The sequence below is a fragment of the Mycoplasma amphoriforme A39 genome, from assembly GCA_000723365.1.
Classification (GTDB): domain Bacteria; phylum Bacillota_I; class Bacilli_A; order Mycoplasmatales; family Mycoplasmoidaceae; genus Mycoplasmoides; species Mycoplasmoides amphoriforme.
This window is the reverse complement of the sequence record HG937516.1, coordinates 762,372-775,910: the sequence shown is the minus strand read 5'-3', so window position 1 is coordinate 775,910 and position 13,539 is coordinate 762,372. Positions and strand designations below refer to the sequence as shown.

Annotated in this window: 7 protein-coding genes; 3 read left to right on the top strand and 4 right to left on the bottom strand. The window is 29.3% G+C overall.

The features are described from left to right. Positions 1 to 72: 72 nt before the first annotated feature. On the bottom strand, positions 73 to 1,383 hold the full coding sequence (locus tag ABDB96_RS02915; RefSeq protein WP_343251295.1) for a hypothetical protein: 1,311 nt from the start codon (positions 1,381 to 1,383) through the stop codon (positions 73 to 75). 1,444 nt (positions 1,384 to 2,827) lie between these two features. Between ABDB96_RS02915 and ABDB96_RS02910 the strand changes: the two genes are divergently transcribed. Then, positions 2,828 to 3,532 carry a hypothetical protein gene (locus ABDB96_RS02910; RefSeq protein ID WP_343251294.1) on the top strand — a complete coding sequence of 235 codons (705 nt, stop codon included), beginning with the start codon at positions 2,828 to 2,830 and terminating at the stop codon, positions 3,530 to 3,532. A gap of 458 nt (positions 3,533 to 3,990) precedes the next feature. Here ABDB96_RS02910 and ABDB96_RS02905 read toward each other — a convergent pair whose 3' ends face one another. After that, the gene (locus ABDB96_RS02905) at positions 3,991 to 4,128 is read right to left on the bottom strand and encodes a hypothetical protein (protein WP_343251277.1); all 138 of its coding nucleotides are present in this window, start codon (positions 4,126 to 4,128) and stop codon (positions 3,991 to 3,993) included. 814 nt (positions 4,129 to 4,942) lie between these two features. Continuing rightward, positions 4,943 to 6,037, bottom strand: a complete 1,095-nt coding sequence (locus ABDB96_RS02900; RefSeq protein WP_343251293.1) for a hypothetical protein — start codon at positions 6,035 to 6,037, stop codon at positions 4,943 to 4,945. Positions 6,038 to 7,679: 1,642 nt separating this feature from the next. Here ABDB96_RS02900 and ABDB96_RS02895 point away from each other — a divergent pair. Further along, positions 7,680 to 8,351 carry a hypothetical protein gene (locus tag ABDB96_RS02895; protein WP_343251292.1) on the top strand — a complete coding sequence of 224 codons (672 nt, stop codon included), beginning with the start codon at positions 7,680 to 7,682 and terminating at the stop codon, positions 8,349 to 8,351. 1,386 nt (positions 8,352 to 9,737) lie between these two features. Here ABDB96_RS02895 and ABDB96_RS02890 read toward each other — a convergent pair. After that, positions 9,738 to 10,496 (bottom strand): hypothetical protein, encoded by a 759-nt coding sequence (locus tag ABDB96_RS02890; RefSeq protein WP_343251291.1) that lies wholly within the window; start codon positions 10,494 to 10,496, stop codon positions 9,738 to 9,740. 1,566 nt (positions 10,497 to 12,062) lie between these two features. On the opposite strand from ABDB96_RS02890, the gene ABDB96_RS02885 reads away from it, so the two are divergent. Next, positions 12,063 to 12,728, top strand: coding sequence for a coiled-coil domain-containing protein (locus ABDB96_RS02885; RefSeq protein ID WP_343251290.1), 666 nt, complete (start codon positions 12,063 to 12,065; stop codon positions 12,726 to 12,728). Positions 12,729 to 13,539: the final 811 nt, after the last annotated feature.

Sequence of the window (13,539 nt, the reverse complement as noted above, 5' to 3'; positions counted from 1 at the left end):
TAAATTTGAGGTGTTTTAAATGTAAAAAAACAAAACCCGAATTTTGCATCAGGTTTTGTTTTTTAAAATAATTTAATTTTGTTTTAGTTGACCTTCTGTTTCTGGTTTTGGTTGACCGTCTGTTTCTGGTTTAGGTTGACCGTCTGTTTCTGGTTTAGGTTGACCGTCTGTTTCTGGTTTAGGTTGACCGTCTGTTTCTGGTTTATGTTGACCGTCTGTTTCTGGTTTAGGTTGACCTTCTGTTTCTGGTTTAGGTTGACCGTCTGTTTCTGGTTTAGGTTGACCGTCTGTTTCTGGTTTAGGTTGACCGTCTGTTTCTGGTTTAGGTTGACCGTCTGTTTCTGGTTTTGGTTGACCGTCTGTTTCTGGTTTTGGTTGACCGTCTGTTTCTGGTTTTGGTTGACCTTCTGTTTCTGGTTTTGGTTGACCGTCTGTTTCTGGTTTTGGTTGACCGTCTGTTTCTGGTTTAGGTTGACCGTCTGTTTCTGGTTTTGGTTGACCGTCTGTTTCTGGTTTAGGTTGACCGTCTGTTTCTGGTTTTGGTTGACCTTCTGTTTCTGGTTTTGGTTGACCGTCTGTTTCTGGTTTTGGTTGACCGTCTGTTTCTGGTTTAGGTTGACCGTCTGTTTCTGGTTTTGGTTGACCGTCTGTTTCTGGTTTAGGTTGACCTTCTGTTTCTGGTTTTGGTTGACCTTCTGTTTCTGGTTTTGGTTGACCGTCTGTTTCTGGTTTTGGTTGACCGTCTGTTTCTGGTTTAGGTTGACCGTCTGTTTCTGGTTTTGGTTGACCGTCTGTTTCTGGTTTTGGTTGACCGTCTGTTTCTGGTTTAGGTTGACCGTCTGTTTCTGGTTTTGGTTGACCGTCTGTTTCTGGTTTTGGTTGACCGTCTGTTTCTGGTTTAGGTTGACCTTCTGTTTCTGGTTTTGGTTGACCGTCTGTTTCTGGTTTAGGTTGACCTTCTGTTTCTGGTTTTGGTTGACCGTCTGTTTCTGGTTTTGGTTGACCTTCTGTTTCTGGTTTAGGTTGACCGTCTGTTTCTGGTTTAGGTTGACCGTCTGTTTCTGGTTTAGGTTGACCGTCTGTTTCTGGTTTAGGTTGACCTTCTGTTTCTGGTTTAGGTTGACCGTCTGTTTCTGGTTTAGGTTGACCGTCTGTTTCTGGTTTAGGTTGACCGTCTGTTTCTGGTTTTGGTTGACCGTCTGTTTCTGGTTTAGGTTGACCTTCTGTTTCTGGTTTTGGTTGACCTTCTGTTTCTGGTTTAGGTGGGGTTGTTGACTGTTGTTTATCTTGACTAACTTCAGAGCATGCTGATGCAATGGCACCTACCAACGGAACCGCTAGTGCCAATCCAGTTAATAAAAACTTCTTTTTAGACTTTTGCATTTATATTTCTCTCCAGCATGATTCTTCGCAACCAAATTCCAAATTAAAGTTTGCAAAAATCTCACGTTTTATTTTTAAATGATGGGAATATTTTGTTTTTTTTTTTTTTTTGTCAAGTGGTTTATTTAAAAAATCGTGCTTTTTGATAGAAAAATCTAAAAATTAAATCCTTTGTAGCCCAAAATTTAAGGATTACAAAAAAAATATTCTATCTTTTAGATAGAAGTTAAAAAAATAACAAAATTAAAAATTGCAGAATTCAACAAACTAAATAATCATATGAAAAATTCTTTAAATTTTCTTTTGGCAATATAATGCAAATTAAAAATACTTATGTTTTTTAAATTAATTAGCTTGAAAAATAAACGTAATAAAACTAATTTACTCAAAGATCAAATTTTCAAATGATTTTTAAAAAAGTGAAATATTAAAAATGTTGAAGACAACCACTAAGTTAAACTCGGTCATAATAACTACACTAGTCTCGATTATATTTAAGGTTATAAATGATAAATGAAATGAATTAGATTATATAAGTGATTTATCATTAGTTATTAAATTGTAACGATAAAACCAAATAACAAACCGAGACGATGATTACTACAAATTTTATTATTAGTAAAAATTTTAATAATTTGATATTCAATAAAAAATCTAACTGTGAATAGATTACTTTTGCAATCTGCTCCACAGTTGTGAATTTGTAACTAATTTAAATTGATTAATGAAATTTAAAACATCAAAACAAAACTAAGTTTAATAGTAATAACTCTAAAAATTATCACTATAAATTTTAGTTAGTTAATAATAAAATTTATTCATTTTTTGAATAAGCTATAAACTACAAAAATGTAAAAATATTAAATTCCAAAACTACAAAATGTATATTAACTTTCATGGTTATTAAAAAGATCAAACAATCATAATTTCTTTCATTCTAAACTTTAAAAGTTTTATAATTTTTATTTATTTTAAAGATTCATCATTCTGCCTTTTTATCCATATTTAGCAACTGTTAGCTTTTTTTATTTTTTACTCATTGAGTATGCAAAGTACTAATCCTTTTACTAATTTGATATCTTGTCTTCAAATAATTTGTGTAATTGTTTACTATGATATATACGTTAAATTATTTGAAGTCTCCATCATCCTGATTGAAGAATTGTAACTGCTTAAAAAGTTTAAAAGAATCTTGATTTATTGATCTAATTATTAATATAGTAAAAACTACATATTTGCTAGCAATTTCCATAATGATTTATATTGGACAAGTAGTAGTGATGTATCGTTATCAGTTTTAATGCTAAATTTAAAATTATTTTAAAAAAATGTAAATTCAAAAAAGCAAAATAATTTATAATAGAGCACCCTTGTTTTCAGCGATTAAAAGCAAGACAGTTTAATGTTAACTTTTTATTACAAGTATCAAAAAGAGGTAATTAGTATGGCTAAAAAAGATAATGAATCTGAATTTCAAAAATTGGTTCTTGAGCAACTAAAAGAACTTGCCGAGAATTCTAAGAAAACAACTCAAAACGTTCAAAGCATCAAAATCGAATTAAAAAAGGAAATTGATAAAACCAACCAAAAGGTTGATAAATTAGACAAAAAAATTGATAACAATAAAACAGAGTTAAAAAAGGAAATTGAAAAAACAAACCAAAAAATTGACAATGCTAAAATTGAATTAAAAAAAGAAATTGATAACAATAAAGTTGAGTTAAAAAAGGAAATTGATAACAATAAAATTGAATTAAAAAAAGAAATTGGTAAAACCAACCAAAAGGTTGATAAGTTAGACCAAAAAATTGATCATGGTAATGCTGCAATTCACGCCCGGATTGATTCGTACCATTTATCTACTGACCTGCCACCGCCGCCCCCACCAGTACAAAAACTTTACAAATTAATGAAAAATATTGTTGTAGTTCATATTGATACTTCTTGAAATCAAAATAAGTTAGAACTATTAATCAAACAAATTTACCAAGATTTTAGTCATCTTAAAAAGAAAAAAGTTGGTTACATTCAGTTTAGAGTAGATGCTAATATGATTGAATTTGTTGAAAAATACCTAGAAACAATAGAATTTAGTAATGATTACCAATATTTGATTGATCATGAAACTGATGAATCAAAGCGTATCTAAACAGTATTTAAAATGCCTTGTTTTTCAAACAAAATTACTGTGTTTGGATATCTATTTGCTTATTCAAATTTTATTAGTTTCAATATAATTCTTTAATTTCTAAATTAAAGGTACATTGTTATCTAGTAAAACCTTATGATCAAGACCTAAAATAATCATGTGAAATTTCAAAAATTGATTTTTAATCGATTAAATATAAATTTAATGATTTTTACAAAATAAAACAAAAGTTGATAATGTTGATAAAAAATTAACAGTGATTTAAAGTGGTTTAAATGCATGATAAATCATTCATTTTTATTAAAGTAATTATGAAGATTAACTAAAAAGTAGTTTTTTTATTTTTGAAAAATGAAAATATATAAAATTAGAAATAAAGGTTTTATAGATTTTGAACTTTAAAAGTAATTAAAAAGTATTTAACTATTTTCATTTATCGAGTTGTTTTTTAAACCTAATTACGCTAATATTTTTAGTACGAGAATGTAGTATGCCTTGGTTGCAACTTCTAAATCAGTAGGTGGATTAAAGAATTTATTATATTTTTTAAAGTGCTTTAAATTATAACGTCCCTTCGCCAGTTTCTGAAATGCCATATTGAAATTCTGGAGGTTCTTAAAAAGATTTAGGGAAGTTGTTTGTCCTTCCTTTATATTTCAATATTAGCACTATTGCGGTCACTGATGCTATTGAAAACATCGCTTCCTTTTTGAAAATTATTAGCAAATGTGATAACTAGATCATCAGTTTTAAATTCACTGAATAATTTTTTGACCTTGTTAATCAATCTGTCCTTCTAAAAATTCTTCTTATTTTGTGACTTCAGAAAACACTAACGTCATCATACCAACAAATAGAACTACTAATGATTAAGTTAATTAAATTCTTTTATTAGATTTTCATATAGATTAATCTGAATCATAATCCTTCACAATCATAAAAAGTTTCAAAAATATATTTTAGTACATGATCAATCGGATAAATTTTTATTTTTTTGTCAAGTGCCTTGATTGAGGATTCAGGTTTTTATTATTAAAAAAATGAAAAAATGAATGGTAAAGATCAAAAAGTTTAGCAAATTATAATTTGACACGGTAGTTCTTGAAATCTGATTTTGAGTCTTTCATGAAAACGAAAAATATTCGTATTTCTTAAGCTTAGTTTTAGATCGTGAAATAATCATACGAAAAGTAACAATATAAACATTTGAATTGTGATTAATCTTTGTTTACTTTTAAGAACAAAGTAAATTAAGAGAATAAGTAAAAATGATTAAATTTAATTTTTTGGGCACCTAAAAACTTATTTTATGCAAAAACTCATATTAAAAAACAAAAAATATAATTGATTTTTAAATTTTTGATTATTTGATCTCTTGCTATAAAAAGACAAATTTGAGGTGTTTTAAATTTAAAAAAAAACAAAACCCGAATTTTGCATCAGGTTTTGTTTTTTCAAATAATTTAACCGTTTATTTTGTAAGTTTAATGAACATTGGTAAATTTTCAAGTGAACCAATATTATTATTTCTTTTAGATTGATCGCCGCCTGCTGGTGGGTTTTGTTTAGATTGATCGCCACCTGCTGGTGGGTTTTGTTTAGATTGATCGCCGCCTGCTGGTGGGTTTTGTTTAGATTGATCGCCGCCTGCTGGTGGGTTTTGTTTAGATTGATCGCCGCCTGCTGGTGGGTTTTGTTTAGATTGATCGCCGCCTGCTGGTGGGTTTTGTTTAGATTGATCGCCGCCTGCTGGTGGGTTTTGTTTAGATTGATCGCCGCCTGCTGGTGGGTTTTGTTTAGATTGATCGCCGCCTGCTGGTGGGTTTTGTTTAGATTGATCGCCGCCTGCTGGTGGGTTTTGTTTAGATTGATCGCCACCTGCTGGTGGGTTTTGTTTAGATTGATCGCCGCCTGCTGGTGGGTTTTGTTTAGATTGATCGCCGCCTGCTGGTGGGTTTTGTTTAGATTGATCGCCGCCTGCTGGTGGGTTTTGTTTAGATTGATCGCCACCTGCTGGTGGGTTTTGTTTAGATTGATCGCCGCCTGCTGGTGGGTTTTGTTTAGATTGATCGCCGCCTGCTGGTGGGTTTTGTTTAGATTGATCGCCGCCTGCTGGTGGGTTTTGTTTAGATTGATCGCCGCCTGCTGGTGGGTTTTGTTTAGATTGATCGCCGCCTGCTGGTGGGTTTTGTTTAGATTGATCGCCACCTGCTGGTGGGTTTTGTTTAGATTGATCGCCGCCTGCTGGTGGGTTTTGTTTAGATTGATCGCCGCCTGCTGGTGGGTTTTGTTTAGATTGATCGCCGCCTGCTGGTGGGTTTTGTTTAGATTGATCGCCACCTGCTGGTGGGTTTTGTTTAGATTGATCGCCGCCTGCTGGTGGGTTTTGTTTAGATTGATCGCCGCCTGCTGGTGGGTTTTGTTTAGATTGATCGCCGCCTGCTGGTGGGTTTTGTTTAGATTGATCGCCGCCTGCTGGTGGGTTTTGTTTAGATTGATCGCCACCTGCTGGTGGGTTTTGTTTAGATTGATCGCCGCCTGCTGGTGGGTTTTGTTTAGATTGATCGCCGCCTGCTGGTGGTGTTATTGGACCATCTTGACTAACTTCAGAGCACGCTGATACAATAGCTCCTACCAACGGAACCGCTAATGCCAATCCGGTTAATAAAAACTTCTTTTTAAACTTTTTCATTTAGATACCTCTTTATAACACAACATGATTTTTCGTAAACAAATAAGATTTAGAAAGATTTCATGTTTTGTTTTTAAATGATGGAAATATTTTGTTTTTTTTTTTTTTTTTTTGTCAAGTGGTTTGTTTAAAAAATCGTGCTTTTTGATAGAAAAATCGACAAATTAAATCCTTTATACAGTCAAGATTTTAGGGTTACAAAAAAAATATTCTGTCTTTTAAATAGAAGTTAAAAAAAAATAACAAAAATTATAAATTGCAGAATTCAACAAACTAATAATCTTATGAAAAATTCTTGAAATTTTCTTGTGGCAATATGATGCAAATTAAAAATATTTATGTTTTTTTAAATTAATTTAGCTTGCAAAATAAACTTAGTAAAATTAATTTACTAAAAGATTGAATTTTCAAAATCGTTTTTAAGAAAGCGAAATATTAAAAATGTTCAAAGCAAACACTAATTTAAACTCGATTATAATAACCACAGTAATCTGGGACATAGTAAGGTTCAAATAAAAATGGATTGATTGTTATTAATTTATCATTAGTCATTAGATTGAAACGATAAAGTCAAACAATAAATCGAGACGATGATTACTCCAAATTTTATTATGACTAAAAATTCAATAATTTGATATGTGATAAAATCTAATTATTATGGATATAATTATAGAAAGGTTGCTTTTACAATCTGTTTTGCTACTGTGAATTTGGAAATCAAAATGAAATTGATTAATGAAATTTAAAACATCAAAATAAAACTAAGTTTAATAGTAATAACTCTAAAAATTTGTAATATAAATTTAGTTAATAATAAAAATTATTCATTTTTTTTGTAATAAGCTATAAACTACAAAAATGTAAAAATCTTAAATTCCAAAACTGCAAGATGTATATTAGCTTTTATGGTTATTAAAAAGATTAAATCATCAGAATTTCTTTCATTGTAAAATTTAAGAGTTTAATAATTTTTATTTATTTTACAGATCCATCATTCTGCTTTTTAACCCATATTTAGCAACTGTTAGTTTTTAATTTTTTAATAATTGAAATATAGAAGGAGTAAATCGCTTTGCTAATTTGATATCTTGTCTTCAAATAATTTATGTAATTATTTACTATGATATATACGCTAAACTATTTGAAGTCTCATCATCCTTTATTAGAGAATTGTGATCACTTAAAAAATTTAAAAAAAATCTTTATTTATTCATCCAATATTGATGTAATAAAAACTACATACTCGCTAACGATTTCCATAATGATTTAAATTTGGACAAGTAGTAGTAATGCATCGCTATCAGTTTTAATGCTAAATTTCGAATTATTTTGCAAAATTGCAAATTCGAAAAAGTAAAATAATTTATAATAAATTACCCTTGTTTTCAGCGATTAGAAACAAGACAGTTTAATGTTAAAACTTATTATTACAAGTATCAAAAAGAGGTAATTAGTATGGCTAAAAAAGATAATGACACTGAATTTCAAAAATTAGTTCTTGAACAGCTAAAAGAACTTACTGAAAATGCTAAGAATACGAATCAGAGCGTTCAGAGCATCAAAACCGAGTTAAAAAAGGAAATTGATAAAACAAACCAAAAGGTTGATAAACTAGACAAGAAAATTGACAATACTAAAATTGAGTTAAAAAAGGAAATTGAAAAAACAAACCAAAAAATTGACAACACTAAAATCGAGTTAAAAAAGGAAATTGATGACAATAAAATTGAATTAAAAAAAGAAATTGATAAAACCAACCAAATGGTCGATAAGTTAGACCAAAAAGTTGATCATGGTTATGCTGCAATTAACGCCCGGATTGATTCGTACCATTTACCTACTGACCTGCCACCGCCACCCCCACCAGTACAAAAACTTTACAAATTAATGAAAAATATTATTGTAGTCCATATTGATACTTCTTGAAATCAGCATAAGTTAGAACTATTAATCAAACAAATTTACCAGGATTTTAGTCATCTTAAAAAGAAAAAAGTTGGTTACATTCAGTTTAGAGTAGAAGCTAATATGATCAATTTTGTTGAAAAATACTTAGAAACAATAGAATTTAGTAGGGATTATCAATATTTGATTGATCAGGAAACTGATGAATCAAAGTGTATCTAAACAGTATTTAAAAATCTTGTTTTCAAACAAAATTACTGTTTTTGATATCTATTGCTATTCAAATTTTATTAGCTTCAATATCCTTCTTTAATTTCTAAATTAAAGGTACATTGTTATCTAGTAAAACCTTATGATCAAGACCCAAAATAATCATGTGAAATTTCAAAAATTGATTTTTAATCGATTAAATATAAATTTAATGATTTTTACAAAATAAAACAAAAGTTGATAATGTTGATAAAAAATTAACAGTGATTTAAAGTGGTTTAAATGCATGATAAATCATTCATTTTTATTAAAGTAATTATGAAGATTAACTAAAAAGTAGTTTTTTTATTTTTCAAAAATGAAAATATATAAAATTAGAAATAAAGGTTTTATAGATTTTGAATTTTTAAAGTAATTAAAAAGTGTTTAACTATTTTCATTTATCAAGTAGTTTTTGAAATCTAATTAAACTAATATTTTTAGTATCACAATGTAGTAGGCCTTAGTTATAATTTCGAAATCAGTAGATTGATCAAGGAATTTGCTGTATTTTTCAAAGTAATTTTAAACATAATGGCTTACCCATCACCAGTTTCTGAAATGCCATGTTGAAATCCTAGAGGTTTTGGAAAGAATTTATGGAAGTTAACTTCTGATCGTCTTTAATCTGTACAGTAGTCTATCACAGTTGCTAATATCCATTATTGATTTTCCTTGTTCTTTTTAAAACTATTAGCAAGTGTAGTGGCTACACCTTCGGCTTCCATTCGCAAAATAATCTTTCTTTTTTCTTCTCAGCAGTTGTAGAGTATCTTCTTTTATAACTTCAGAACACGATAACCGAATCATACCGACTAATGAAACTACTAACGCCAATTCAGTTAGTTAAATTATATTATTTTATTTACTCATTTGGATCAATCCTATAATCTGATTCATTCATCAGAATAAAAAAATAAAAAATTAAAATAGGGTTCTAAAAATAGCAAAATTCAACAAATGATTATTTGCTATACGCATGAAATATGCTCACCATTGGATGATATAAACTAAAAATACTTAGACTTTGTAAAGTTAATTTTAGGCTGCGGCATAATCATATGTATAATATCTGGTTTAAATAAATCTTTTGAACTATGGTTTAACGAAATTTACTTTTATAAAAATTTACAAAAGAAGAACAACATGAATAGGTCTTTTGTTCATAAGTAAAGTTATTTTGTACAGAAATTGATATTTAAAACCAAAAATGTGATTGATTTGAGGTTTTAATTGTTGATATATAGTGTTGCTATAATAAAAAAGATAAAATTGAGGTATTCTAAATTTAAAAAGCAAAACCCTTTTTGTCATAGAGTTTTGCTTTTTTTAATTAAAGTAATGTAACTCTGTTTCTTACTAATTATAAGAAATCAGGCAAATGTTCAAGTATGTTTTGAATGTTATTTTTTTTCATATCGCTTCCACCTGCGGCATTTCCTGATTGACTACCAGATCCACCTGCGGCATTTCCTGATTGACTACCAGATCCACCTGCGGCATTTCCTGATTGACTACCAGATCCACCTGCGGCATTTCCTGATTGACTACCAGATCCACCTGCGGCATTTCCTGATTGACTACCAGATCCACCTGCGGCATTTCCTGATTGACTACCAGATCCACCTGCGGCATTTCCTGATTGACTACCAGATCCACCTGCGGCATTTCCTGATTGACTACCAGATCCACCTGCGGCATTTCCTGATTGACTACCAGATCCACCTGCGGCATTTCCTGATTGACTACCAGATCCACCTGCGGCATTTCCTGATTGACTACCAGATCCACCTGCGGCATTTCCTGATTGACTACCAGATCCACCTGCGGCATTTCCTGATTGACTACCAGATCCACCTGCGGCATTTCCTGATTGACTACCAGATCCACCTGCGGCATTTCCTGATTGACTACCAGATCCACCTGCGGCATTTCCTGATTGACTACCAGATCCACCTGCGGCATTTCCTGATTGACTACCAGATTCACCTGCGGCATTTCCTGATTGACTACCAGATTCACCTGCGGCATTTCCTGATTGACTACCAGATCCACCTGCGGCATTTCCTGATTGACTACCAGATCCACCTGCTTGGTTTTGCCCACCTTGTCCACCATTATTTCCGCCAGTAGGAGGAGTTGGACTATCTTGACTAACTTCAGAACACGCTGATGCAATAGCTCCTAACAATGGAACCGCTAATGCCAATCCGGTTAATAAAAACTTCTTTTTAAACTTTTTCATTTAGATACCTCTTTATAACACAACATGATTTTTCGTAAACAAATAAGATTTAGAAAGATTTCATGTTTTGTTTTTAAATGATGGTAAGATTTTGTTTTTTTTTTTTTTTTGTCAAGTGGTTTGTTTAAAAAATCGTGTTTTTTTATAGAAAAATCAACAAATTAAATCCTTTGTACAGTCAATATTTTAGGGTTACAAGAAAATATTCTGTCTTTTAAATAGAAGTTAAAAAAAAATAACAAAAATTATAAATTGCAGAATTCAACAAACTAATAATCTTATGAAAAATTCTTGAAATTTTATTGTGGCAATATGATGCAAATTATAAATATTTAGGCTTTTTTAAATTAATTTAGCTTGCAAAATAAACTTAGTAAAATTAATTTACTAAAAGATTGAATTTTCAAAATCGTTTTTAAGAAAGCGAAATATTAAAAATGTTCAAAGCAAACACCAATTTAAACTTGATTATAATAACCACAGTAATCTGGGACATAGTAAGGGTCAAATAAAAATGGATTGATTGTTATTAATTTATCATTAGTCATTAGATTGAAACCATAAAACCAAACAACAAATCAAGACACTGATTACTCCAAATTTTATTATGACTAAAAATTCAATAATTTGATATGTGATAAAATCTAATTATTATGGATATAATTATAGAAAGGTTGCTTTTACAATCTGTTTTGCTACTGTGAATTTGGAAATCAAAATGAAATTGATTAATGAAATTTAAAACATCAAAATAAAACTAAGTTTAATAGTAATAACTCTAAAAATTTGTAATATAAATTTAGTTAATAATAAAAATTATTCATTTTTTTTGTAATAAGCTATAAACTACAAAAATGTAAAAATCTTAAATTCCAAAACTACAATATGTATAATAACTTTCACGGTTATTAAAAAGATCAAAGAATCAGAATTTTTTCCATTTTAAATTAGAAGTTTAATTTTATTTATTTTAAAGATTCATCATTCTGCCTTTTTATCCATATTTAGCAACTGTTAGTTTCTTTTATTTCTTACTAATTAAGTATGTAAAGTGCCAATCGTTTTGCTAATTTGATATTTTGATTTCAAATAACTTATGCAATTATTTACTATGATATATACGTTAAATTCTTTGAAGTTTCATCATCCTGATTAAAGAATTCTAACTGCTTAAAAAGTTTAAAAAATCTTTTTTTATTGATCTAAATTGATATAGTAAAACTACATATTTACTAACGATTTCCACAATGATTTAAATTGGACAAGTAGTAGTAATGCATCGTTATCAGTTTTAATGCTAAATTTAAAATTAATTTAAAAAATTAGAAATTTAAAAAAGCAAAATAATTTATAATAGATTCCCTTGTTTTCGACCATTTAAAACAAGAAAACTTAATATTAAAACTTTTTTATTAGATGGATCAAAAGAGGTAATTAGTATGGCTAAAAAAGATAATGACTCTGAATTTCAAAAATTGGTTCTTGAACAACTAAAAGAACTTGCCGAAAATTCTAAGAAAACAACTCAAAGCGTTCAGAACATCAAAACCGAATTAAAAAAAGAAATTAATAAAACCAATCAAAAAATCGACAACACTAAGATAGAATTAAAAAAGGAAATTGATAACAATAAAGTTGAGTTAAAAAAGGAAATTGATAAAACCAACGAAAAGGTTGATAAACTAGACAAGAAGATTGATAACACTAAAATTGAGTTAAAAAAGGAAATTGATAAAACCAACGAAAAGGTTGATAAACTGAACCAAAAAGTTGATCATGGTAATGCAGCAATTAACGCCCGGATTGATTCGTACCATTTACCTACTGACATGCCGCCGCCGCCAGTACAGAAACTTTATAAATTAATGAAAAATATTGTTCTAGTCCATATTGATACTTCTTGAAATCAACATAAGTTAGAACTATTAATCAAACAAATTTACCAGGATTTTAGTCATCTTAAAAAGAAAAAAGTTGGTTACATTCAGTTTCGAGTAGAAGCTAATATGATTAAATTTGTTGAAAAATACTTAGAAACAATTAAATTTAGTAAGGATTACCAATATTTGATTGATCATGAAACTGATGAATCAAAGCGTATCTAAACAGTATTTAAAAATCTTGTTTTTCAAACAAAATTACTGTTTTTGATATCTATTGCTATTCAAATTTTATTAGTTTCAATATACTTTTTAATTTTTAAATTATAAGGTACATTATTATCTAATAAAAATCTGATGGTCAAAAATCATGTGAGATTTTAAAAATTGATTTTTAGTCGATTAAAGATAAATTTAATGATTTTACAAAATAAAACAACAGTTGATAATGTTGATAAAAAATTAACAGTGATTTAAAGTGGTTTAAATGCATGATAAATCATTCATTTTTATTAAAGTAATTATGAAGATTAACTAAAAAGTAGTTTTTTTAAATCTAGTTACGCTAATATTTTTAGTGTCATAATGTAAGAACTCTTAGTTATAATTTCAAAATCAGTAGATAGATCAAAGAATTTGTTGTATTTTTCAAAGTAATTTTAAACATAATGGTTTCCTATCACCTGTGTCTGAAATGCCATGTTGAAATCCTAAGGTTTTGGAAAGAATTTATGGAAGTTAACTTCTGCTCGTCTTTAATCTGCACAGTAGTCTATCACAGTTGCTAATACCCATTAGTGATTTTCCTTGTTCTTTTTAAAATTATTAGCAAGTGCAGTGGCTAAACATTCTGCTTTTTTATTCGCAAAATAATCTTTTTTTTCTCGACCGTTGTAGAGTATCTTCTTTTGTAACTTCAGAACATGATAACCGAATCATACCGACTAATGAAATTACTAACGTCAATTCAGTTAGTTAAATTTTATTATTTTATTTACTCATTTAGATCAATCCTATAATCTGATTCATTCATTGG